Source organism: Myxococcales bacterium (assembly GCA_016699535.1).
Lineage (GTDB): Bacteria > Myxococcota_A > Polyangia > Polyangiales.
Genome location: CP064980.1, coordinates 1,623,164 through 1,646,604 on the forward strand (window position 1 = coordinate 1,623,164; position 23,441 = coordinate 1,646,604).

At 50.7% G+C, this 23,441-nt stretch carries 18 protein-coding genes and 1 pseudogene; 9 read left to right on the forward strand and 10 right to left on the reverse strand.

The annotated features are described in order from the left end of the window. Positions 1-9 precede the first annotated feature (9 nt). The 3 genes from IPJ88_07755 (at position 10) to IPJ88_07765 (ending at position 3,798) form a co-directional block, all read left to right on the forward strand. Complete coding sequence (locus IPJ88_07755; protein QQR91605.1) at positions 10-855, forward strand: 50S ribosomal protein L11 methyltransferase; 846 nt, start codon at positions 10-12, stop codon at positions 853-855. 2 nt (positions 856-857) lie between these two features. Then, positions 858-1,610: a 16S rRNA (uracil(1498)-N(3))-methyltransferase gene (locus IPJ88_07760; GenBank protein QQR91606.1), complete on the forward strand. Its 753-nt coding sequence runs from the start codon at positions 858-860 to the stop codon at positions 1,608-1,610. A gap of 274 nt (positions 1,611-1,884) precedes the next feature. Further along, positions 1,885-3,798, forward strand: a complete 1,914-nt coding sequence (locus IPJ88_07765; GenBank protein QQR91607.1) for a hypothetical protein — start codon at positions 1,885-1,887, stop codon at positions 3,796-3,798. A 401-nt stretch (positions 3,799-4,199) separates the two neighbouring features. Here the strand turns inward: IPJ88_07765 and IPJ88_07770 are convergent, their stop codons facing one another. From IPJ88_07770 to recN, 8 genes are all read right to left on the reverse strand, one after another. Next, entirely contained in the window at positions 4,200-5,147 is a 948-nt protein-coding gene (locus IPJ88_07770) for an EAL domain-containing protein (protein QQR91608.1), read from the reverse strand. Positions 5,148-5,192: 45 nt separating this feature from the next. After that, on the reverse strand, positions 5,193-6,395 hold the full coding sequence (locus tag IPJ88_07775) for a GGDEF domain-containing protein (GenBank protein QQR91609.1): 1,203 nt from the start codon (positions 6,393-6,395) through the stop codon (positions 5,193-5,195). Positions 6,396-6,724: 329 nt separating this feature from the next. Beyond that, entirely contained in the window at positions 6,725-7,306 is a 582-nt protein-coding gene (locus IPJ88_07780) for a M23 family metallopeptidase (GenBank protein QQR91610.1), read from the reverse strand. Between the two features lie 347 nt (positions 7,307-7,653). Further along, a complete protein-coding gene (locus tag IPJ88_07785) occupies positions 7,654-9,345 on the reverse strand; it encodes a S8 family peptidase (protein QQR91611.1) in 1,692 nt (563 codons plus the stop codon). A gap of 284 nt (positions 9,346-9,629) precedes the next feature. Then, on the reverse strand, positions 9,630-10,457 hold the full coding sequence (locus tag IPJ88_07790; protein QQR91612.1) for a hypothetical protein: 828 nt from the start codon (positions 10,455-10,457) through the stop codon (positions 9,630-9,632). After that, positions 10,457-11,299, reverse strand: coding sequence for a hypothetical protein (locus IPJ88_07795; protein ID QQR91613.1), 843 nt, complete (start codon positions 11,297-11,299; stop codon positions 10,457-10,459). The genes IPJ88_07790 and IPJ88_07795 overlap by 1 nt, the downstream gene beginning before the upstream one ends. A 77-nt stretch (positions 11,300-11,376) precedes the next feature. Beyond that, complete coding sequence (locus IPJ88_07800; GenBank protein ID QQR91614.1) at positions 11,377-12,138, reverse strand: hypothetical protein; 762 nt, start codon at positions 12,136-12,138, stop codon at positions 11,377-11,379. Positions 12,139-12,239: 101 nt separating this feature from the next. Continuing rightward, on the reverse strand, positions 12,240-13,958 hold the full coding sequence (recN, locus tag IPJ88_07805) for a DNA repair protein RecN (protein QQR91615.1): 1,719 nt from the start codon (positions 13,956-13,958) through the stop codon (positions 12,240-12,242). Between the two features lie 113 nt (positions 13,959-14,071). Between recN and IPJ88_07810 the strand changes: the two genes are divergently transcribed. From IPJ88_07810 to alaS, 3 genes and pseudogenes are all read left to right on the forward strand, one after another. Then, positions 14,072-15,250 carry a hypothetical protein gene (locus IPJ88_07810; GenBank protein ID QQR91616.1) on the forward strand — a complete coding sequence of 393 codons (1,179 nt, stop codon included), beginning with the start codon at positions 14,072-14,074 and terminating at the stop codon, positions 15,248-15,250. Positions 15,251-15,258: 8 nt separating this feature from the next. Continuing rightward, positions 15,259-15,627 (forward strand): hypothetical protein, encoded by a 369-nt coding sequence (locus IPJ88_07815; GenBank protein ID QQR91617.1) that lies wholly within the window; start codon positions 15,259-15,261, stop codon positions 15,625-15,627. Positions 15,628-15,644: 17 nt separating this feature from the next. After that, positions 15,645-18,324, forward strand: a pseudogene (gene alaS, locus IPJ88_07820) (alanine--tRNA ligase). Here alaS and IPJ88_07825 read toward each other — a convergent pair. Continuing rightward, a complete protein-coding gene (locus IPJ88_07825) occupies positions 18,319-19,290 on the reverse strand; it encodes a PD40 domain-containing protein (protein QQR91618.1) in 972 nt (323 codons plus the stop codon). The pseudogene alaS and the gene IPJ88_07825 overlap by 6 nt on opposite strands. Positions 19,291-19,509: 219 nt before the next feature. On the opposite strand from IPJ88_07825, the gene IPJ88_07830 reads away from it, so the two are divergent. Then, positions 19,510-21,156, forward strand: a complete 1,647-nt coding sequence (locus tag IPJ88_07830) for a hypothetical protein (GenBank protein QQR91619.1) — start codon at positions 19,510-19,512, stop codon at positions 21,154-21,156. An 85-nt stretch (positions 21,157-21,241) separates the two neighbouring features. On the opposite strand, the gene bioB is transcribed toward IPJ88_07830, so the two are convergent. Beyond that, complete coding sequence (bioB, locus tag IPJ88_07835) at positions 21,242-22,228, reverse strand: biotin synthase BioB (GenBank protein ID QQR91620.1); 987 nt, start codon at positions 22,226-22,228, stop codon at positions 21,242-21,244. A gap of 202 nt (positions 22,229-22,430) precedes the next feature. Here bioB and IPJ88_07840 point away from each other — a divergent pair, with 202 nt between their 5' ends. Both IPJ88_07840 and IPJ88_07845 read left to right on the forward strand, forming a co-directional pair. After that, positions 22,431-23,048, forward strand: a complete 618-nt coding sequence (locus IPJ88_07840) for a hypothetical protein (GenBank protein QQR91621.1) — start codon at positions 22,431-22,433, stop codon at positions 23,046-23,048. After that, positions 23,041-23,430, forward strand: a complete 390-nt coding sequence (locus IPJ88_07845) for a hypothetical protein (protein ID QQR91622.1) — start codon at positions 23,041-23,043, stop codon at positions 23,428-23,430. Before IPJ88_07840 ends, IPJ88_07845 begins: the two co-directional genes overlap by 8 nt. The last annotated feature ends 11 nt before the right edge of the window (positions 23,431-23,441 follow it).

The following is a 23,441-nucleotide window of genomic DNA, read 5'->3' on the forward strand; positions in this document are numbered from 1 at the left end:
GGTAGTCGAATGAGTACAGTGCTGCGTTTTCCGTATCTTCGTGTGATGGTTGCTGGTGACGAAACAGACATCGTTGCTGAAAAACTATGGGCGTTGGGGGCCTTGGGTATCGAGGAGCGTGATGCTGAGACCTTAGATGCTGCAAGCGGCGCGGGAACTTTGCTTATTGCGCACTATAAAGACGAAACAGCTGCCAAAGCCGCGCTGCATGAACTGTCAGGTGCTTACGAGGTCGAGCTCGATGAGATTGTAGGGGACGAATGGCGTGATGCTTGGAAGCGCTATTTTAAAACCCAGATTTTTGGCAGGCGGTTGTCTGTCCGTCCGCCGTGGGAAGCAAGGGTATCGGACGAAGCAAGGCACGACATCGTGATGGATCCAGGGCGGGCGTTTGGCAGCGGAATGCATGCTTCAACACGCTTGTTGCTTGAGTTTTTAGATGAACACATTTACGGCGGGGAATCTATTTTGGATGTGGGGTGCGGCAGCGGCATTCTTGCGATTGCTGCGTTAAAGCTAGGCGCAAGCCATGCCTTTGGAACCGATATCGATCCGGATGCGTTACGTATTGCCGCGGAGAATGCGTTTGCAAACGATGTTGCTGGCAAGTTCCGGGCGTGGACCGACGATTTGAGTGATCTAGCTAAATTCGATGTTGTGCTTGCTAACATTCAACTTGCCGTGCATGAGCAGTTGGCCAAAGCCTTGCTTGAACGTCTTCAGACGGGTTCGGTGCTTATGCTGAGTGGCCTCTTGGTCAGTCAAGAACACGAAGCGCGGGCTATTTTTTCAGAGCTTACTTTGCAAGATCGTGCTGAAGAAGGCGAGTGGCTTGCCTTAGTGTATGAACGATGAGCATGCGGCGCTTTTACCTTCCATTGCTGCCGGAGGCAGCCGCTACCTTTATCGCTGATACTGAGCTTAGTCGGCATATGAAAGTCTTGCGTCTCAAAGTAGGCGATCAACTTTATTTGTTTGATCAAAGCGGCAAACAAGCGACCGCTACGATTGAGCAAAGCTTACACGATCGCTATGTTTTACGAATCCTGGAGATAAAGTGTGGCCCAATGGCAGTCGAGCATGAGCTTGTGCTCGTGCAGTGCCTTCCTAAGGGAAGCAAACTGGATACCAACGTGCGTATGGCAACTGAGATTGGTGTCTCAAAAATAATTCTAGCCATCTCCGAACGAACTGTATCGCGTCCTGACAGTGGACGGGCTGGAGCTAAGTTAAAACGGCTGGAACGTATTGCTGAAGAAGCAGCAAGGCAGTCAGCGCGTAGGTCGGTTCCTGAGCTTGTAGGTCCTTTGCCCTTGCTTGATATAGCAGATGAACTTCCCGAAGAGGGACGACGCTTGGTGTTTTGGGAATGTTGTGAGCTCGGACTTGATACCTTGTGGCCCGCTTCCCAAACCGTGCAAAAAGCCTCGGTTGTGATCGGTCCTGAAGGGGGCTTGGGAGAGATGGAAATTGAGGGTTTAGAGGCGATGGGTTTTTCGCAGGTGGGTTTAGGTCCCACGATTTTGCGTGTGGAAACGGCTGTGCCGGTCATTTTGGCTTTGGTAGCGGAACGGATGGGCATGCTCAAACGTACAGGCGTTGCACAGTAACTGGTCAGTACGTGGCGCCTGAAGGCGCTTTTTCCGAGGTTTCCGTATATTCGGCTTAGGTCCTCGGACCTCGTCGTCAGGTACCGATGTACCATCCTCCTCGGTCCTGTGGGCGCGCTCGAATCTACGAAAACCTCGAAAAAAGACTTGTCTTCTAGCTTTGTTCTCATGTTCGCAATACTTTTTTGTTAATTGGTGACTTTTGTCACGGACTGACCGGGTGGCGTTGCACAAAGCTTAGAGCTCGGCAAGTGAGCATGATAAGGTAGGATCCATGGGTAACGGTGCCTCTATCCCTCCAATCGGAACGCCTCTTGCATTGCATCGGGCCGCCGAACAGCTTGCCCATGCTGTTGATCGCGAAGAGGTCCTTGACTTGCTTGAGCGCTTTGGTGGCCAGTTTTTTGAATTTTTTGTCGTATTTAGCATCAAGGGCAAGTACGCCCAGGTGAGGCGCGCGGTTGCGCTCGATGACGGCTTGAGTCGTGCTGCGCAGGGTTACCAGTGCTTGCTGGAATCGCCTGGAAGCTTTCGTGAGGTTTTTCAGAACGGCAAAACCATGGTGGCCAATCTCAACGCTGCTGAATCCGATAGATTGGTGGCAGAGGCACTGGGCCGCAGTCATGCGCAACCCTCCTTGATTGTCCCGGTCACGGTGCGAGGTCGTGTTGTTCTGCTGCTCTGTGGAGATCGTGGTGGGCACGACTTCGAGGTTGACTCGTTTTCAAAGCTAATTGCTTTTGCTGCACATGTTGGAAACGCTCTTGAAATGCTTATTCTGAGGAGCAAGCTTCAAAGCCAAAACAACTCTGAGCTACCAAGCCAAACAAAAAAATCAGTGGAGCCGCGTGAGACCAAGCGCATGAAATCGCTGAAGCCGCTGTATTCGACCATACCAGCTAGACCAAGCGTCAAGCACAAGGAGAGGGCTGAGCGATATGTGACGCCTTTGGTTGGCCCTCCCAAGGACACAGAACCACTGAAGGAAGCAGAAGCCCTAAAGGAAACAGAGCCATCCAAGACCGTCGATCCGCCCAGGACCGAAACGTTGAAGCCTATGCCTGCGGCACTACCATCCGAGCCCGTCGAGGAAAAACCACCTGAGGAAACTGACTCGATTCAACCAAGACGGAGTTGGCGCACGCGTCCACAGGAAAAACTTGGTTTATCAAGAAGTGCACCGCCGGTTCCGCAATGGGATAAGGAACTCTTTCCAAGTAAAACGCAGCCTTTGACTGAAGGCAAAAGTCAGTCGGCTGCTCCGGATAAACGGCCGCCAGAAGGTGCACGATCATCGCATATACCTTCTGTGCCACGCGTGGGGGAAGCAAGCGATCGTATTCGTTCACTCGTGCGTGAACTTTCTGCCTGTAACCCTGAGCAAGTCGACGCTACCATCGCCATGGCTCTAGCGGAAGGAGAAGCTCTGCTTCCTGAATTAGTAAAACGCTTTCCAGGAGAGCTTTGGTTTAATCGTCATTCGAAATACACACGGCTTGCACGAGGTAGAGACGTTTCAGCTATTGCTAGGGCTCTTGTGTCTTTTGGTTCACATGCCGTGCCCTATGTAGCCGCCTTGTTGGATCCTAAGTCTGATGATGAATCGCGTTTTTACGCGGTGCTCGTAGCAGCTGATTTAGGCAGTAAAGAACAGCTTATCGAAGCACTTGGCCGTTTGGTCTTTGATCAAGACATCGGCATTCGCAATCTGGTAGCCGATGTGCTTTGCAGTTTTCGTGGAGTTCGAGAACTTGAGGTTGTGCTGCGGCCAATTCGTTCGGTGGCTCAAAGTGCAGGAGAAGCTCCAGCACGGCGCCGCATTGCGGTACGCATTTTAGGTGAACTGCACGATGAACGTTCTGTGAAATTGCTCGTGTCTCTGCTCGGTACGGATGAACCAGCACTTATGCAATCCACCCAGCGTGCACTTGTCTTGCTTACACGTCATGATTTCGGAACTTCAAAACGACGTTGGGCTGCCTGGCTGGCGCGCCATGGAAAAAAGCAACGCACTCAATGGTTGATTGAAGCGCTTATGCAAGAAGATGAAGCTTTGCGCAGCGCTGCCTTTGATGAGTTGCGACACGTCGTGGGACAAGGCTACGGTTACGATCCGCACGGACATAAAAAAGATCGCAAAGCAGCCTACCGAAAGTTCCTAGCCTGGTGGAAAGAACGCCACGGCTAAGGATTGCATGCGAGAGGTTGGTTGTTTTTGTATTGGATAGCGTTGCGTGGAGCCGAGGTGCTGCATCAGAGCCTTCAAGACTACAAACTGCGTATGCCTTAATTTTATTGTTCGCTTGGGAAATCTTAACACGCCACATGCAGACGCTCTGATGCAGCACTTCCGCTCCACGCTCACAAGACTAATTTGGTCTTTCCTAATCTGAGTACCTGTCGTATCGACATAAGGTTAGCAAGTGATAGGTCCCCAAGGCAGGTTCTGGGGATGAGCGTCTGCATGTGGCGCACAAAAGCGAATGTTGGGAGTGTTGGAGTTTTTAAGTCTTCCGCAGTTAGTGGTCTTGAAGGCTCGGGAGCAGAACCTGCCTTGGGGACCGCTTCCCAGCAAACAGAGTAGGGATATTAAGAGGCCGTTTTTTTTGTTATTTTGGCGACGGGAATAGTTGCTCGGCCGAACAGGAAACCTTGGAAGTAGTGGCAGCCCAGTTCTCGAATGGCGTTGGCTTCCTCTTCGGTTTCAATCCCCTCGGCAATCGCAAAAATGCCTTCTTCGTTAGCCATATCAACAAGTCGACCCAGTAAACGAAGGCGCCTTGGCGAGGTATGAACTGAACGAACCAGTTCCATATCGATTTTAACAAAATCGGGTTCCAATAGGGCAAGGGAACTAAAATTAGCATGACCAGCTCCCAAGTCGTCGATGGCTACTCGGTAGCCACGTTTACGGAGTTCTCGTAGATGTTGCTGGAAGCTTGGTATGTGTGTGATCGGAGTGCGCTCGGTAATCTCGTAAACAATGCGATTTGCATAAGCTTTCAGAGGTGCTGATGGTGCGATTAGTTCAGGATCTTCCAATTCGGCGGGGTGAAGATTGATGAAAATTAAACTGTCTTCTGGGAAAAAATCAATGGTTTGTGCAATGCGTTTGCGAACTAAACGTCCAAGATCCCAAATGCGCCCGGTTTCAACAGCAGCTTGAAACAGGTCTTGAGGGTTAAGTTTAAAATTGCCACTTGGTCGAGAAAGCGCTTCGTAGCCGATGGCTTGTTTTGTGTGTGGATCAACGATGGGCTGATACGCCATCTGTAGTTCTTCATTTTTTAAAAGCCCATCAAGCTGCTCGATTCGGTAGGAAAAGGCATTTTTTGCCACCATTTTTCCATCCACAGTCCGCTGCAACATGATTTGCTTGTAGGTCAGTCCATCATCAAGAGTATCAAAGAGGTTTTGCTTTAGATCGGTGGATGAGATGAAAGCGTCAATGCGTGATAAAGCTGAACCTCGTACTGAAAATACAGACTCTCCGTCTCCCGTACATAGGATGCGCAGAGATTGTGGTGAATCCACCATCGTTTGCCCGAGAAAATCGATTCCGGATTCGCCGTTGACCAATTGTTAACAAATAATGATGTCAAACAAGTTCGCTTTGCATTGCTCGGTTGCTTCTTTAAGTGACAGCGCATGGACAGCTTTATAAAGCGGCGAGAGCTGCGAACTGATATGTTTGGCGCAAGGCGCATCTGAACTGACCAATAGCACCTTGGGTTTCTTGAAAGCATCGTGCTTTGGTGCCGTTTTAAGCATTTCATTGTCGTAAATTACCACGCGATCTCTGCCGGTTTCTTTGGCGAGATGCAGGGCTTCTTCGGAACGAGAAATCACTTCGTCGAGGGTGCGGCCATGGGCCGGGAAAATAGCAACCCCAATGCTAACGCTTTGGTTTAAGCGCATGCTTCCGTGTCGGCCTTCTAAAACGACGTCTCGGATAGCTTTTGCGCAACGCTGCGCTACTTCGCGCACGGAGTTACTGTGTGTTTCAGAGAGTAAGACGGCAAATTCTTCGCCGCCGACACGTGCTACGGTATCGCTTTTCCGAAGTGTGTTATCGAGAGCGTTGGCGAATGCAACGAGCATTTTGTCGCCGGTTTTATGACCGTAGCTTTCATTGATTTGCTTGAAGCCGTCGAGATCGCAAATGAGAATTGCTAAAGCTCGGTCGTGTCGTCTCGCTAGCTCGAGTGCTTTTTGAGCATGTTCAAGGAATGCATTTCGGTTTAGAAGGCCTGTTAACGAATCATGCATAGCCAAGCGATCCACTTGTTGCAAAGCAATATTGAGGTCTCGAGTGCGCTCCTCAAGTTCACGTTGCAGGCTTGCGGCTTGGGCTTGGTACAGAGTCAATAAATCCGTGCTTTCATCACGCTCGTCCAAAAGCGTTTTGTGAATGATCTGGATGAGAGCTTCAGCGCCGTCTTCTTCACTTCGTATCGGAATGAACGACACATCCGAGGTCCAGTGGCTCCCTGTTGCGTTATTGATTTTGGCCTGCGTAATTCGTTGTGGATAGCCTTTTTGCAAGCATTCGAGCATCATACTTTTGCCTGCTGCGCCATTGATAGAAACGAGCTCGGTAATTGATCGCCCTTCGCTGCTTTGCCGAATGAAATCATGAGGACTCAAGCCACTCGAGGCAACAAAGGCTGCGTTATGAGCGATGGGCTCCAGACTCTTGTCCAAAACAAGCGCAGCTTCGCCCAGATGACGAATGTAATCGCTTGGACTAGACGGCAGATTTTTATTCTTTGTGTTGTTGTCCAATTGCTACACCGGCTAAAAAAGGATTTCTTATGCGAAAAACAAGCTAAGTTGGCACTCGCCATCGTGCCTATACCCATTTCTATTACTATAGATCGATTTCGTGCATAGTGCAATATTTTATTTTCACTGTAACGAAAAGGCGTGAAATGCTCAGAAATTCCATAGCTTAGCTGCCAAGTTACAACTGGACCTTATGCCAGACAGGGATTTTTATAACTTTTTAGTCGGATAGTCGTCGTGGCAAGTCCCAATCAAGGTGCCGGCTTTAAGATCTGTTATTCCCGCGAAAGGTTCCGGTACGACGCTTGAGGCGGCGACGGGCACGCTATCTAAGAAAGTTGGGTAGGACGCATGTTGCGCGCCTTTGATTTTTTATGGATTGAAAAATGTAGATGATCGCCGTGATCATCATGTAAGCCGGAATGGCCTGCAATGCCAATCGTATCTCCTTTATTGAGATGTTGGTGTACTGCGGTATCGATTTGTTTGAGGTGCGCGAAGAATAGATAGTAGGTTTCGTCGCCGTAGTCGACCTGTAAGGTGACTCGGTTGCCAAAACTTGCATAGCTTGGCTCGATTAGCGGATCTCCCTCTTGAAAGACACTCACGACTTTGCCAGCTACAGGTGCAACTACGGTCTGATTAAACGGTGTTTTGGGATCGGATAGATCAAGTGCGTAAAAGTCGTTGTTTCTGCCGACGAGTGTATAGCCCGCATGATAACCGCTGCCGTAGCCTCCCGTGACTTCGAGACAGTCTCGGGCAATCGGCTGATCGAGTGGAAGCTCAGCGGGCCACGCCGCTGCGCCACGCTCCGGGGCTGTGAGCGGACTTTGGTCTTGGGTAAAATCATCGATTGGGGTGACGCAGGCCGACATGGCCGCGATCAAGGAAAAAACTACGCACTTCATAATGTGACTACAAAGAGCAAAAAACATGCCTAGACAAAAAAGCAGCAGCGAAATCGAGAAGAAAGGAAAAAACTAACAATTTCCTAGAGAATTAGATTTTTTCAAGTGCTGAGTGGATTGATGTACAGTTTTTGGGTGCGTATCGGATAGCGGGTATGGAGTGGAGTTCCCCACATGGAGACATATGACTCCAGAAGGGACACTTTGTTTTCTGCCGAACTAAAATCCATGTTCTCGTTCGAAATGTTCAGATTCCACGGATCCGTTAACCTCGGTGCATGATCGACATTTCTGTCTTTAAGCATTCAGGGTATTGCTGAGAGCTCCATTTTTAGAGAGTAGTGCAACTATCGGCCAACTATCGGTAAGTAAATCGTGCTTGCGGCTGGGAGCGCCGTGAAGGAAGTCTGTTCGGAGACGCAGTGATCAAAGTAATCGCAGATCGTTGCGCGAAGATAGACTGGACCAGGTTCAAAAACAGCTACCCATTCGCTTGGCTTGCCCGTGGTTGGGGCGATGGTGCGCTGCACTTGGCCGTTCGGTGCATCGAGTTCTTCAAGTTTGATGCTTCCCAACGCACAGGTTTCATAGTTGGCGGAGATGCGCACTGGGTTAGGGACCTCGGCGCCTGGGCTTGGTTCAGCGAAACTAAGAATGGGTGGCTCGGCCAGGTTCTCGTATCCCAAGATGCCTGCGCTGCCAAAATTGCGCATATAGAGAAGACGATTCGCTGTGCTGGAATCAACGTCTAGCAAGGCATCCGGGGTGGCTGTGCAGTTAACCACAGCTGCAACGCCTTCGGGATCAATGCTGCCCCCATCCATGTTGCGAACTCCTTCGAGCAACAAAGCCACCGAACCAGCGACGTGTGGCGAAGCCATGGACGTTCCGCTCAGTATCGCTGTGCCTCCATCGCGTCCCGCCGATAGAATGTCGACGCCAGGTGCAAAAACATCCACGCAGCTTCCTTGGTTTGAAAACAAGGCAGCTTCATCTTGGATGTTGCTGGCGGCAACGGTAAGGGCCCCGGGTACATTGGCGGGCGAACGCTCGCAGGAAATAGGTGCTTCGTTGTTTCCAGCCGCTACGACCACCGGAATTCCGGCCTGAATCAGGTTGTTTACGGCTGCATCGATCAACACGTTTTTCGGGCCGCTGATGCTAATGTTTGCCACGGCAAAATCTTCTGGACTGTGCACGGTTAGCACATGCTCCATGCCTGCCAGCATCGATGCCACGGTGGGTTGACCACCAACATCAACGTTGATGGGCACCAAAGTCACACCTTTGGCAACACCGTAGTTGACACCGCCGAGGGTTCCTGCGACGTGCGTGCCATGGCCTACCGTATCCACTTGACCGGGATCGGGATAGGCGTTTTGCTCGTCAATACGATCATCGCCCGGATTAACGCAGACCTCGCTAAAGGAGTCCAAGCATCCAAATTCTGGATGTGGGTTAATGCCCGAATCGATCACGTAAGCCCGAACGCCGTAGCCAAAGATGCCTTCGGACCAGATGAACGCATCGTTTGGATTTTCGGCGTCCCAATCCGGCTGATCAATCCTTGCTAGGTTCCAGATAGCGGGTTGTTGGATTTGATCGAAGAAGCTAGGGCTAGCGATGACCTTTGCTGCACCCACAACTTGTGGGATGGGCCATGGGTCCAATTTATAGTTCTGTTGTATATAGGATACCGAAGTGTCGGTTGCGATTGATCGTAAAGTGCTTTGCCCATTGCTAGCGTCTCGTACAAGGATGGCTGAAAGCGACGGAAAACTATCGAGTACTTGTAACGTTTGATTTGGTGCGTCGGGGTTGATGGGATTGCCGTGGGCAAAGCTTGCATACAGGCCGCTTTGGCTGTTGAAGACAACGACGTATTCTCCGTCAATGGCTTCGTATGCGGCAGGGGCTTTTGCTAGCTTTGCATCGAAACTTTGCGCTTCAGCATTTTGATCAATTGATGAAGGGCTAAGACCGCAGCCAAGCCATGCAACGGACAGCACAGAAACAATAAATCCACGAAGTAATGCCATGTTTAAACTCCCAAATAGTTTGCGTGGTGTGACGGGCTTGCAAGAAATAGACCAGGCGAAATTACGCTAGAGCGTCAGAACACAAGCAAGATCGCTGCAGGTAGCTCGACTTCAGAATCGTACTCTTTAACACTGCGATGGGTGCTTAATGGATTTTTCCATGCCCTGAGCTCAAGAGGGGAAACTGCGCTCTTTCACCTACATGTTGCCGAGGACGCAAGACCTCGTTTCAGTGGAACAGCTGTCAGTATGCCCTTGTCTTAACCCCAGCAAATGTACTTTGTCTAGAAGTCAACGACTGCGAAGTTGGTGTCGTGGACCCAGGCGTTATCGCCGATAAGGAAGAGGCCTAAGGGGCCAGCCGTTTCAATAAGAGACCAGCTGTGGTCATCCGGATGGCCATCGTAGACGCCGTTTTGGTTTTTGTCGGCGTAAAACTCGATTTTGTAACGATGATTGGCCTCCGCAATGCCAGGCACGCCAACTAAAATGGTGTTGTTGGTGAAGCCCGCGATGCGAAAGTAGCCTCGGGTAAGATCCTCGATATCATCGGAAATCTGCATTTCAAGACGTTGCTTTCCATCGGAGTGCGGAAACAAATCACGCAGTTCCATGAGAAAGGGGTTTCCCACGTCTGTGGTGGGTGGATCATCGAGGGTCTGAAATGCATCGTCGGCCTCGAACTCGAACAAGCCGCTGGGGCACATGTCGCGAATCCAGCTTGGCGTTCGTTGTGACGGTTGACCATCGGTCGTCATGCTGCTGTCTGTCGGAATAAGGGTATCTTTGATGAAGAGATGGACCTTGTGTTCGCCCGGAGGAATTGCGTTTGGCATGTACACCTCAACCGTATCGCCTTCGAGCTCGGTGTTGTGGCCGTAAACAACTGCGCGCGATACAATGGTGTGTGTTTCATTAACAATCCGCAATTCGATGCGGCTGAAGGCAAGGTTGCTTTGGCTATAAGCTTCAAGGCCGCTTAGCACGGCTTCAAAGTCGCGCGTTTTGTTGATGTCTCCTGTGCAGGCATCTTGAAAGCGGCTCAAGTCGTTCACGACAGTGCATTGAGTAAGCAAAATAGGAACAAGACAAAGGAGTAGAGCTCGTATCATTAGAAACGACCTTTCAATGCGGCGCCACAAAAAGCCATTGTGCAGCCCGCGCTAGCAGAAAGGCTTTCTTTTCTAGGAGATTTTTCGCTTGAGCCATCCAGCACCAAGAGCAGAACGGCGCCCGTGATTGCAAATCCAGCTCCGCCAAATAACAGCACGTCGCTAAGTGTTGTGAAGGTTTGGGCGCTATCGCGTTTTGATGCAAGATCGTAGTCCGAAGGACAGATGTTGCCGGGGCAATTGTCTTCAATACTCGACGTTTTACCAAGGGAAATGATTCCTGTCACAGCAGCTGTTGCAAGTGCTGCTGCGCCGACGCCAATCAGTATCCACGGCAAAACATCGGCGGTAAAACTCGTTTCTTCCGTGCTATCATGCTGCGCTTGAGCGGAGTTGGTCTCAGCGCTGGTTTCTTTTTGTTCGGCAGCGCGTTTTGCATTTTCGCGTTCAGAAACGAGTTTCTTTAGGGACTCAAGCTTTGCTTCGAGTTGTGGCCTGTCGGGTGCATTGGGCACTTGCTCAAGGTATTGCTCGAGATAAAGTGCAGCTTGTTCCGGCTCACCGGCATCACGATAAGCTACATAGATATTGTATAAAATCTCTGCTCGATTCGATAGGCGATAGGCTTCTTGAAACTCTTTAGCCGCCGAAGCGAAGCTTCCTGCTTCGTACAAACTTTGAGCAGCTTTAAAATGTGCCTTGGCGGCATCACCCACTGTTTCGGCCTGCGCTTGGGTTTGCTGCGCGGTCTCGGTGCTTTGTTGTCCATAGGCAGAGGAGGAGGCAAGAGCCAGTGCCGCGACGGTTGGGAGCAATGTTCGCAATGGGCTAAAAAGGGTCATAAGCCCAGTGTTTACTTGGAAAGTTCTCGTTTGGCAAAAGGAAGAAATCAAGGCCTGCAGAGTAGGGCTGCTCGGATTCACTCTGCGCCTAGCGTTGCTGCATAATTGGCATCACCGAGACAGGCTCCGCCAAAGAGAACCAAACAGTCGTCTTCTTCTTGCGCCGTTTCGGCACCGTCCAGGCAGAGGTTAAGGTCTTGGACGAATTCCAAAAGGTCGCGCGCGCCTTCGTTCAAATAGTACATGACGCAGCGTTCATTGCTGCAGTGTCTGCCGTTTTCCTCATCCCAATGCGCTGTTGTGAGCGCCAGACCATTGTTTACAAGGCCGATGGCGTGGCCAAGTTCGTGAACGAGTGTGGTCTGCTCGCCAAAGTGCCTAACTAGGTCGTCGACCGTGGTATTGTTTAACTGTGGAGCCGTGCTTTGAATGACGGGCTTGAACATAGCGACCATGCCGGTTCCGCCAATGGAAATACCGAGCACGCCATGTTGCCTTTCATTGTTTTCAAAAAAATAACCGTCCAAAAACAGAATATAAAAACTTGGTACTTCTTTGCTTGAAATGTGATCACGATGTGTTTTGGCTAGCTTGATGACATCATCAACAGTGAAATCCGGATCCTCGGCTTGTCCAATGTTTTGCATGTCCTCGATGGTGGTCGGGATAGTGATAGGCCGAGGTCGAGCTTCAAAAAGTTTCGTAAAGTTTAGCGCCATCAAGCTCCACGGCGAGCCTTCACCCCCTACATTCACCGTGTAGGGTTCAGCGCCTTGCTGATAATCGACCTCGATAATCATCGAAGTCACTTGGCTTCCAAATAGCACAGAGGTGTCCACCAGGTTGGAGCGGGTATCTTCCGTGCATGCAAAAAATGGCGAGAATAAAGCGATAAGAAGCCATTTTTGGCATGATTTTAGTCTAAAAGTTGCCGTTTTTGTCATGTTCGCAATGGGGTGGTTTTGGCTTCACTCAGAAGTTCCTGAGCGGCTGCTCGTGTCTTGTCGCTGATAGTGATCCCGCCGAGCATTCTTGCCAACTCTTTTTCGCGATCTTTTTCTCCAAGCGCACTGATCTCGCTGTGAGTGCGTCCATCGGCGACGAATTTATGGACGCGTAAATGCCGATCGGCATAGGCAGCGATCTGGGGTAGGTGGGTGATACAAAGCACTTGATGGGCGCGGGATACTTCGTGCAACTTTTGGCCAATCACTTCGGCAATCGCGCCTCCCACACCGGCATCGACCTCATCAAAGATGTGCATCCCTGAGGGACCCAACCCAGTGAGCACTTTTTTGATTGCGAGCATGGAGCGGGACAACTCTCCGCCACTGGCAACTTTGCGTAAGGGTCTGGGTTGTTCGCCTCGATTGGGAGCAATCAAAAATTCGACTTTGTCGATGCCAGCGGCTGAAAGCTGCGCGCCGTTCACGTCCATGTCTTCTGAGCTGCCTCTTAGAGGGCTACGCAAGATTTCGATGTGCACCTTTGCATCACCCATGCCCAACGAACTCAGTTCTCGGGTCATTTGTTTGGCAAGTTCTTTGGCCGCTTTGCCACGTCGTTCGGAAAGCTCTAGGGCAAGCTTTGCTGCTTTTTGTTTGGCCCTCTCACGTGCCTCTTTGTGTTCTCGAAACACACTTTCAAAGTTTTCAAGCCGGGTGAGTTCCTCAAGGGCTTCATCGCGATAACTGAGCAAGGCGGGTAAGTCCCGGTTGTGCTTCCGACAAAGCATATCCAAGCGTTCCAGGCGCGTTTCAATCTCATTTAGTGTGTCTGGATCGTTTTGAATGGTGTGAGCGTACTTTCCAAGGTTGCGCGCGACTTCTTCAAGCTGAGCATGCAGGCTTTGGAGAAGTTCGTGTTGTTCATTGAGATCGGGATCGAGACGTGAAGCTTCATCTATTTGGTTTGTGATTTTTGAAAGCTGTTCACACAGCGCTCCATCTCGCGCGTACAACAGGTCTTCAGCTCCGCCAGTCAGTTGCATGAGGCGCTCGGAGTGACGAAGCTTGTCGCGTTGCGATCGAAGCTTTTCGTCTTCACCGGGCTTCATGTCGAGTGCATCAATTTCTTGAACATGGAAGCGTAAAAGATCTTCGTGCTCGGTGCGTTTGGCCAGTTTTTCACTCAGGGCTAGAAGCGCAGCATCCCGTTGCATGAATTCGGCATACGATTCTTTCATTTGTACAAGCTTGCTTTTGAGTTGTGCAAAGGCATCAAGATAGCCGAGATGCGTTGATGCATCGACGAGGCTATGGTGTTCATGTTGCGAAGCAATATCTGCAAGACCAGAGGCTATCTCGGTCAATTGCCCAACGGTAGCTAGTTTTCCTCCGATATAAACCCGAGAGCGCCCTTGTTTTGGCAGGACTCGTCGCACCAACAGCTCTCCATCCGAGGGAAGACTTTGTTCCTCGAGTATTTTGGCGAGTCGTTCGTCATCGGTGATGTCGAACAAGGCTTCTATTTCGGCTTGCGTTGATCCATGACGGATCCATTCCGGGTTACCGCGACCACCAAGGACAAGTTGTAGAGCATTGACCAATATCGATTTGCCAGCCCCTGTCTCGCCAGTAATAACATTCAGACCTGGACCAAACTCGACTTCGAGTTGCTCGATGATCGCAAAATCATGAATACGCAAAAAACATAGCATCGTTAGTGTGATCTAGCACACAATCCGTGACTTGGGCCAAGCGGAAAAAAACAGTTGAGATATCGAAGATTTTTCGACATGTGAGGTGGCTTTTTCTATGCTAAGAACTTGGTATGCCTCTTGGCTTCGTGCACCCTTCGAACATGCTTGAAAACAAAATACTCATCTTGCGGATCTTGGTTTTTGCGATGGTTTTTGTTTGCGCATCGGCGGCGAACGGCCAAGCACAGGACTTGCAACGTATTGCGTTGATTCAAATCACCGGATCAGAGAGCAACAGCATCAAAGAAGCCCTACGCACCAACCTTGCTTCACAACCGGGCTTAGCCATGGTGAGTGATCCTGAGTTAAGCAATTCAGCTCGGACCTTGAACCTTGAGCAGGTTGACGGTCCATACACTGGCACTGATTTACCAAAGTTAGCGCAGTCCTTGGGTATCAGCGCTTTTATCGAGGGTCAGGTTTCTCATGCGAGGCGTAAATGGACATTGGAACTTACCGTTCGTGACTCCGTGGGTGATATCAGTGGTCAAGCATATTGGAGTGGCCGTACGCTTGCAGCATTGAAGGTCGTAAAGAAAGATGGTTACTCCAAACTGGCGGGCTACCTTACCCAAGCGATGCAATCCTCAGCAAGCCTGGGCAGCAGTAACGGAGCATCTGCAAACACAAGCGTCTCAGCAGGTGGCGCGTGGTGGCAGAGTTCAAATGAAGAAAAGAAAACGTACTCCGGTCCCACGCAAGACTTTCATGCCTTACGTATCAACGTGCTTGCCGGTAGCTTGTATCGCTCGATGAAAACCTTAGTGCTGACGAGCTTTGCTTTGTCCAGACCTCTTGAGCAACGCTATTACAAAAGCCGAGCCCCAGGGAACATGGAGGTGGGTCTCGAAGCGGAGTTTTATCCCCTTGCCTTACCCTTCGCGTCGCTGCCCAAATTTCCTTATCTCGGCATTGTGACAAGTTTCAGTTATGGCTTGTTTCTGAACGGCACAGCGTGTGAGGTGCTTTCGGTGCCTGGCGCACCGTGCGATGCCGGTGACCTTAAGGACATTCAAACAACACAATGGGAGTTTTTGGCTGCTCTTCGAGGCCGTTATCGTTTTGGCAAGAGTCGCTTTGATCCTGAGATCCAGCTTGATGCCGGTTTTGGCATGTTCACTTTTGCCTTCAATATGGACGACTTGCTCGAGCTTTCAGGGCTAAACCCAGCGGCGGTGGTTCCGCCGATGCGCTACCGATATCTGCATGTTGCGGTGGGTGGAAGCTATGGGCTCACCCTCCGTATCTAACCCTTGGCTTGCGGGCTGGTCTGCGTCCTGGTTTTGGCGTAGGAGGCGATGCTCTGAAGATATGGGGCACTGGCGATGAAAAAGGGCCGGACAGGCCGCAAGGCTATTGGTTCGAGCTCGAGGCACGCTCTGAAGCGGACTACGTCTTAAGGGGACTGCATTTTGGGCTTCGGCTCTCGTATTTTATGTTTCAGACCAAGTTCTCAGGGCAGCCGACCTGTGAAGATCCGAGTCCGCCTTGCGGCTTTGGTGAGCCTTGGCTGCCTTGGCCCGTCAATGCGACGACGGGCGCGGTGGGCGGTTTGCTTGAGCCCGTCAACGATCATTATTTTCGCGCGAGCTTAATGGTTGGATACACCTGGCCTCCTGGGCCATGATCCGGTAGATCACGGCCATGTCAAAGCGAAGTGCAAATGAAGTAAGAGCAGCGTTTTTGGATTTTTTCAAACAGCGCGATCATGAAGTGCTGCATTCGGGCTCTGTTGTTCCTGCCAATGATCCGACCCTGATGTTTGCTAATGCAGGCATGGTGCAGTTTAAAGATGTGTTTACCGGTCGAGAAAAGCGTCCTTACAAGCGCGCCACCACATCTCAGCGCTGCATTCGTATCAGTGGAAAGCACAATGACCTTGAGAACGTCGGGGTAACCGCAAGGCATCACACTTTTTCGAGATGCTTGGTAATTTTTCGTTTGGCGATTACTTCAAAGAACAAGCCATAGCCTACGCGTGGGAGTTTATTACCAAAACCTTAGGACTTGAGGCCGAGCGACTGGCCGTGACCGTGTTTGGCGGTGAGCAAGGTTTACCGCGTGACGATGATGCCGAAGCGCTATGGACAAAAATCACAGGCCTCCCCAAAGAACGCGTAATTTCCTTTGGCGCGGCAGATAATTTTTGGCAAATGGGTGATACCGGACCTTGTGGACCCTGCTCCGAGATTCATTACTATCAGGGCAATGGAGCGATAGATCTTCGCGGTGTCAATCAAGAGCCGGATGCGCAGGGAAATGGTTGGATGGAGATTTGGAATCTGGTCTTTATGCAGTTTAACCGTGATGAGAGCGGATCGCTGCATGCCCTTCCAGCCCCTTCAATTGATACCGGTGCGGGCCTAGAGCGGCTCAGCGCGGTGGTGAACGGTGTTAGGAGCAACTACCAGACCGATTTGTTTGTGCCTTTGTTGGAGCTCACATCCCAAATCGCGCAAAAGAAATACACAGCAAGTCATGATCCCGATGATGTTTCTATGCGGGTGATCGCCGATCATGCTCGGATGACGGCCTTTGTAATTGCGGAAGGCATTTTCCCTGATCGCGACGGTCGTGCTTATGTGCTGCGTCGGGTAATGCGTCGTGCAATTCGTCATGGTCATCGTTTGGGAATCAACGAATTGTTTTTACATCGCATCGCGCTTTGCGTCGTCGACCTCATGAAAGAGGCCTATCCTGAGCTTCAGGAACGGCGTGCGCTTATCGAAGAGATTGCGATTCAAGAAGAGGAGCGCTTTCGGCGCACGCTGCAACGTGGGCTTGATTTGATTGAGCAGAACCAGCAATGGGACAAAACAAAAGACGCTCAACGAATCCTACCGGGTAAAGTAGCCTTTGAGCTGTATGACACTTTTGGCTTTCCACTTGATTTGCAACAAGTGATTGGCGAAGAGCAATCCTTTGCAGTGGATGAAGCTGGATTCGATCGCGCGATGCAAAAAGCACGTGAAAAAAGCGCTGGCTCCAAAGTCGGAGAAGCTTCGGTTGCGCAGCTTTATCACGATATCGTTTCAAAGCATGGCGACAGCCAATTTGTCGGCTATGAAAAGGAGGAAGCGGACTCCAAAGTGCTTGCAGTGCTTGTTGATGGCAAAAGCGTTTCAGAAGCCTCTGCGCCGGCGGAAGTAGAGCTTGTGTTTGCACAAACGCCTTTTTATGCGGAGTCGGGCGGTCAAGTGGGGGATCGCGGCCTTGTAACTTCGATTAAAGCTCAAATTGAAATTAGCGATACTCAAAAGCCAGTGGGAGCATTGTTTGTGCATCGTGGGCTTTTGAAAAATGGGAGCATCAGAGTTGGTGATTCAGTTCATCTTAAAGTTGATCACCAAGCACGTGCTGCGACACGGCGAAACCACAGCGCAACCCACCTTTTGCATTATGGATTGCGAACGGTGCTCGGTCCGTCTGCCATTCAAAAAGGCTCGCTCGTGGGACCAGAGCGCCTTCGTTTTGATTTTGCTTGTGGCAAGGCGTTAAAGCCGGAGCAGATTCGTGAGATTGAAAAACTGGTCAACGAAAAATCTTTCTCAATGCACCCATTACCACTGAGGTGCTAGCTATGGCTGAGGCCAAAGCCAAAGGCGCCATCGGTATTTTCGAAGAAAAATACGGCGATGTCGTTCGTGTACTCACGATGACTGATGATTCGATCGAGCTTTGTGGGGGCACGCATGCCCATCAAACCGGAGACATTGGCTCCTTTGCCATTGTTTCTGAAAGTGGTCTTGCGGCCGGTGTACGCCGCATTGAAGCTGTGACCGGGTACAATGCATTGGCTTATTTCCAAGGCCTTCAAGACGAGATAGCGCAAGCGGCGCAGCTTCTAAAAAGCTCTTCTGTGAATTTGACGGAAAAAATTGAACGTTTGTTGGAGCAGCAAAAACAGCTGTCAAAAGAAAATGAAGGTTTAAAGCGAAAACTGATTTCGGGTAGACAAAGTGACCTTAGCGCAAACGCAAAAACGGTAAATGGTGTTAAGGTGCTCGCTGCTGTGGTTGATATTCCCGATGTTGCCAGTATTCGAGCCATGGCTGACAGCTTGCGTGATAAAATGGCTCCGGCGGTGGTGATGCTTGGGGCAAAAGCCATCGATGGTAAGGCGATGTTGGTTTGCACCGTTTCCAAAGAGCTCAATCCCAAGCTTGCAGCTGGCCAGTTAATCAAAGCTGCCGCTGAAATTGTCGGTGGCCGTGGTGGCGGTCGTCCAGACTTTGCTCAAGCGGGCGGACCGGATGCGGCACAGCTCGATAAGGCTGTGGCAGTGCTTTACGACTTAGTTGCAGCTGCGGGTGGCAACTCATAACTTCCGGTCGGCTCCGAAACCGAAATACAGGCCTCCGTTGTAGTTGAAGTACAGCGTTGTTCCGTCAGCCGAGAGCTCGGCTCCGGCCTCATCGCCGGTGGAGTTAAGTTGTGTGAGGTTTTCCGGTGGTCCGAAGGGCTCGGTGATACTGTTTCGTCTCGCCACCCATAAGTCATTTGCGCCGAGTCCTCCGGGACGATTTGAGCTAAAGATAATTTCAAGCTCGTCGGCTGAAAGAACGGCATCGCGATCGTCGTCGCTGGTATTTAGCTCTGCAATGGGAGAGCCGGCTGAAGAGAAGCTGTCGTTCGTCGAAGCGCGCGTTGTAAGCCACAGATCAGCGCCGGTTGTCGAGGGGCCAAGCTCTATCGAGTAGTAGAGACGCAGGCCATCGCGAGATTCAAAGATGCTGCCTTCGTTATCACCGGCGGAAGTGAAGCCAAGGTTGGTCGCACTATCAAATTCAACGCTTGTGGTGGCTCGCTCTGAAAACCATAAATCAAATCCCTGAGATCCAGAACGGTTTGATGCCCAATACAAGCGCAAGCCATCGAAACTGAGCATGGGATGCAAACTTCGTTCTGGGTCGACGCCGTTGATCGTCGTGTTTACGAAGGACGGGTCTCCAAAATCGCTTTGCAGATCGGGGCGTACGCTTTTGTAGATCCGATAGGGACTCGTCCATGCCGGTCGGTTGCAGGAGAGGTACATGGTGAGCCCATCCGCAGAAAGGGTAGGGAAATAGTTGTGAATGGTCCCATTGAGTGTTCCAAGGGTTGCTTGGCCGGGACTGGAAAAATCAGACCAAGTGCAACTGCCAAGACCACTGTCGCTGGTCGCACTATCGCTATCGGGGGTGTTTGAGTCTGCATTGCCAGCATCGACACTCACGAAAAGCTCATCATAGTTGATGCGCCCGCATCCGTACATCCAGAGCAACAAGACTATCCCAATCAAGGTGTGCATTGGATAAACCCTAAAGCAGATTTTACTGTGCAGAAAGTCTGTCTTCTTCGGTTTTGTGGATAAGAACAACAAATGTGTCTGATTGTGCTTCATCGATCGTCGTAATAGAAAGTTAAGGTTAAGGTCGTCTATTCGTTTAGCATAGCTTGGAAATCGTGACTTTTTTCAACAAAAACGACATTTTAGCGACCAGACGGACTTGGATGCTATACTTGCGGTATGGCGCAAGACGCGGAAGCCGAACACGATGAAGAACTATCTCGTCTTTCTGACCTTCCAGGGGCTCAGCAGTGGGAGGAGCGTTTTGCTGCGCTTGCAGCTCAAGGCAAAGCAAGCCTTGAGCAAATCGATAATGACCTTGAGCAACTCGCATTAGGCATTGATCTTGAATCGTTAGCGCAAGCTTCTGAGCACAGGGTTGCTGCAGCGCCGAGTCGAGTGAGCGTAGTGCCCGGATCGTCCGATGATCTTGCTTCACTGCAAGCAGACGATAGGCCCAGCTTGATTGAGCATGACGAGATATCGGCTGCGATCGAATATGCCGCTGAGCTCAAAAACGCGCAAAGTGAGATTCCGGCGAGAGCCTCTTCGTGGCCTCTGCCTCGAGTATCGGATGTTCCTACCGCTCAAGAAGGGCATGGTTTGGATCTCGAGCTTGAGGATTCTTTCGCCGGACAACCCGAGGATGAGCAAGCCCTGTATGTTGCAGAGCCAATGCTGCAGGCAGAGGACCTTCAACACAACGAGCCGGATGATGATTTATCGTCACTGCTTGCGAATATTCCTAGTCCTACGGTAGCGCCCGGGTTGACGCCCATCGGCGCACAAGACCTTGGCTTTAGTCCCGATAGTACAAAAATTATAGAAGACGAAGTGCGCTTGGAGGAATTGGAGGAGGATGATTCGCTTTTTGCTGATTCTGAGGACGAGGAACACGAAATACTGATCGATTATGGAAGTGCTGAGACTTCGGTTCCTGATTCGATCATCAATGAAAGCGATGATTTGCTTGCGACAGACTTGCAGGCAAGCTCAAGTGCTATTCATGCATCCCAGCCGCTCACACCAGACGACTTTTTCTCGCTCGAGCCAAATATTGGGGATACTTTGGCAGAAGATCCAAGTAGCGATATGGGTTTTTCTGAAGATAGTTTTCCTATTCATGCAAAAGCCCTGGCGTTTTCTGCGCCGCCGAATTTACCTCAGACTTCGTCTCCTCCTGCTGAGGCAACAGAGTTGGAACCCGAGCGCTTTGATAGTTTCGAATTGGAAGCGGTAAATGACTCGGTGCTGCCGCAAACCCCTGTTCCTTCAAAAGAGGAGGAACTCGAAGCGCTTATACGTGCAGATGAAGAGCTGCCAGCATTGGATGACGGTCTATCTAAGATGGCCTCTCTTCAGGATATTTTGATAGAGGAATCGGCTGAGCTGCCATCTTCAGATGCAGCTTCAAAGCTTCCCAAGCTGCCTGCTCCGCCTAAGAATCTTCGCGGGATGTTTGCACCACCACCACCTGCGCGAGCTGTTACACTCGAGCCTGGTGCGTTAAAAAGCGACTATCCAGGGACCGAGGTGATGAGCACCAAAAGTATACAAGCCATCGCAGCGGCACACGATACCCAGGAAAACAAAGAGGAGTTTTTCAATCTCGATGTTGACGAGAGCATGCTCGATGAAGCAAGTGTGCTTTCCGATGCGAGTGCCGAGCAAGCAGCACTGAAGCACATGTCTGAGTCGCAAGACTGGGCGGAAGCCACTTCAGCAGATGAGCTTGATATTTCAGACGAAACAGATGTTGAAGAAGTGAGCGAGCAAGACGAAGACTCGTCTTCGGGTTTTTTCGGAAGGCTGTTTAAGAAAAAATAGCAAAATCTGCATTGTCATCGATTGTTAACACCACACACGTTTAGTCGAAGTCGAAGGCGGCTGTCGTGATTCAATTACAACAGTCTTACGATGCGTGGTGATGGTGTTGCTCGGTGGGCTCTAGGGGTTTGAGACCAGCGAGTTCGAGCAAGGCCATGTCTTCGTTCGCATCGGGATTGGCTGTGGTAAGAAGTTTTTCCCCGTAGAAGATCGAGTTGGCTCCTGCGAGGAAGCAAAGCAACTGTGCTTCTTTACTCATAGCTTCTCGCCCTGCAGATAGGCGTACAATGCTTTTAGGCATAACGATGCGTGCGGTGGCGCACATGCGAACTAGTTCGATGGGATCGACGACCTCTTGCTTTTCCAGCGGTGTGCCTTCGACTGGAACCAAGGCGTTGATGGGTACGCTACTGGGGTGCGGCGTGAAATGGCTGAGGGTGAGCAAGAGCTTGCAACGATCTTCAATGCTCTCGCCCATACCGATAATACCACCGCAGCAGGTCGAAATGCCGGCTTTGGCTACGCGATCAAGGGTTTCAAGTCGTTCGTCATAGGTACGGGTTGTGATGATCGAGGGGTAGAATTCGCGCGAGGTATCGAGATTGTGGTTGTAGGCAGTAAGTCCTGCATCGGCAAGCTGCTCGGTTTGTTTATCGTCGAGCATGCCTAAGGTAGCACATGCCTCCATGCCCAATCCTCGGATGCCCCGAATCATGGAAAGGACGTTTTCAAAATCTTTGCCTTGTTTGGCGTTGCGCCAGGCTGCTCCCATGCAAAAACGACTTGCGCCGTTTTCTTTAGCCCGCTTGGCGGCTTTGAGTACTTCGTGCACTTCCATCAAAGGTTCTTTTTTCGTGCTCGTTTCATAGCGTCCACTCTGTGGGCAGTAGGAGCAGTCTTCGGAGCAGGCGCCCGTCTTAATCGAAAGCAAAGTGCATAGCTGAACTGCATCGGGCTCTTGGTATGTCCGGTGAACACTTTGAGCACGATGAACCAGGTTGGTGGGTGGGAGGTCGTGCAGATGGCGGATTTCTTCCAGGGTCCAGTCGTGTCGTGTTTCTTGTGTAGTCATGATGGTCGGCTATGTACGATCTGCACCCAAATGACACAAGTGCTTTTAAAAACAAAAAAACATGACAGATATGGCATGTTTTTTGCGATTTTACGCCATTTTTGTCATGTTGTGGAGTCAAAATCGCATTTGGTTCGACGAAGAGCACGCTTCGATACGAATAGATGCATAACGAAGCTCTATCCAGTATATAGAGCGCAGCGTGGACACCTTGCGTTCGGTATTTTTCTCAACCCTGGCTTTACTAGCCGCTGCGGTTGCTTTTTTGGATCTGACTTTTAGTCGGTTGGGCTTGCATGCTTTTCATGAGCGCTTCCCTCAACCTATTGTGCTTGCCAGTCTGGGTGGTGTTGTTTTAGTGCGCAACCTGATCACCTTAAGTGCCGCGCTTGCACTCGGCTATATGCTTTCGGTGATTTTCTTCGACAAGAACTTTGGCTCGGTGATGCGGCGAGTATCGTTGGGTTTTTTTTCGGTTGTTCTTGTCGTTTCGGCTCTGCTTCTCTTGTTTCTTCCGGAAGACTTTATTTTACCTTTCGAGCAAGTAAGGCAAGTTGTGCTCTCGGCGATGGTGGCAGGGTACGCCGTCGTTTTTCATATTGGATTTTCAGCATATAAGCGTCCGGGCAAGCGGGTTGCTCGCGCTCTTTTGTGGCTTCTTTCCTTAAGTGCCCTTGCTGCGTTGCTGGGCATACTTACGCTTTGGTTTCGTCTTCCGTTGCAATTGGCAAACCTTGCTTGTCTTACGCAGTGCATTGATGCGTATTGGAGAGTCGCTGTATTTGCTTGGGCTATTGCTCGGAGCCTTTTGGATGTTTAGTGCGCAAGGTTTTTCCTTCAAAACATTCCGTGGCATGACTACCGTGATTGTCACTTTGCTTATCGTCTTGATGTTTTGGACGGTGCGTAGTGAACTGGGCAACGGTTTTTCAGAAGTGCTTTATGCGACCTTTCGGTTGGAGTGGCTTTTCCGAGCTTATGCTCTTCTTTACGTGATTCCAGTCGCCGTAGCCTTAGGCACTGCCCTTGGCAGTTTTGCTGGATCCACGCAGCATTGGCGGCTCAGTGTCGGGCTTTTGTTGCTGGTGTGCGCTGGCTTTGCTCCGGCCACTGTAGACCGCCTGCTGGTTTTTGTTTTAGCAATGGTGTGCTTCTCAGTGGGCGCTGCCCCTCCGATGGAGCAGACTAAAGCTACCGCCTAAATGTAGAGCTG

Coding starts and splice junctions, on each gene's coding strand:
- IPJ88_07810 (QQR91616.1), top strand. CDS start 14,072: ATGCCTCTTGGCTTCGTGCACCCTTCGAACATGCTTGAAAACAAAATA.
- bioB (QQR91620.1), bottom strand. CDS start 22,228: ATGACTACACAAGAAACACGACACGACTGGACCCTGGAAGAAATCCGC.
- IPJ88_07785 (QQR91611.1), bottom strand. CDS start 9,345: ATGGCATTACTTCGTGGATTTATTGTTTCTGTGCTGTCCGTTGCATGG.
- IPJ88_07755 (QQR91605.1), top strand. CDS start 10: ATGAGTACAGTGCTGCGTTTTCCGTATCTTCGTGTGATGGTTGCTGGT.
- IPJ88_07825 (QQR91618.1), bottom strand. CDS start 19,290: ATGCACACCTTGATTGGGATAGTCTTGTTGCTCTGGATGTACGGATGC.
- IPJ88_07780 (QQR91610.1), bottom strand. CDS start 7,306: ATGAAGTGCGTAGTTTTTTCCTTGATCGCGGCCATGTCGGCCTGCGTC.
- IPJ88_07795 (QQR91613.1), bottom strand. CDS start 11,299: ATGACCCTTTTTAGCCCATTGCGAACATTGCTCCCAACCGTCGCGGCA.
- IPJ88_07765 (QQR91607.1), top strand. CDS start 1,885: ATGGGTAACGGTGCCTCTATCCCTCCAATCGGAACGCCTCTTGCATTG.
- IPJ88_07760 (QQR91606.1), top strand. CDS start 858: ATGCGGCGCTTTTACCTTCCATTGCTGCCGGAGGCAGCCGCTACCTTT.
- IPJ88_07770 (QQR91608.1), bottom strand. CDS start 5,147: ATGGTGGATTCACCACAATCTCTGCGCATCCTATGTACGGGAGACGGA.
- recN (QQR91615.1), bottom strand. CDS start 13,958: ATGCTATGTTTTTTGCGTATTCATGATTTTGCGATCATCGAGCAACTC.
- IPJ88_07845 (QQR91622.1), top strand. CDS start 23,041: ATGTTTAGTGCGCAAGGTTTTTCCTTCAAAACATTCCGTGGCATGACT.
- IPJ88_07790 (QQR91612.1), bottom strand. CDS start 10,457: ATGATACGAGCTCTACTCCTTTGTCTTGTTCCTATTTTGCTTACTCAA.
- IPJ88_07830 (QQR91619.1), top strand. CDS start 19,510: ATGGCGCAAGACGCGGAAGCCGAACACGATGAAGAACTATCTCGTCTT.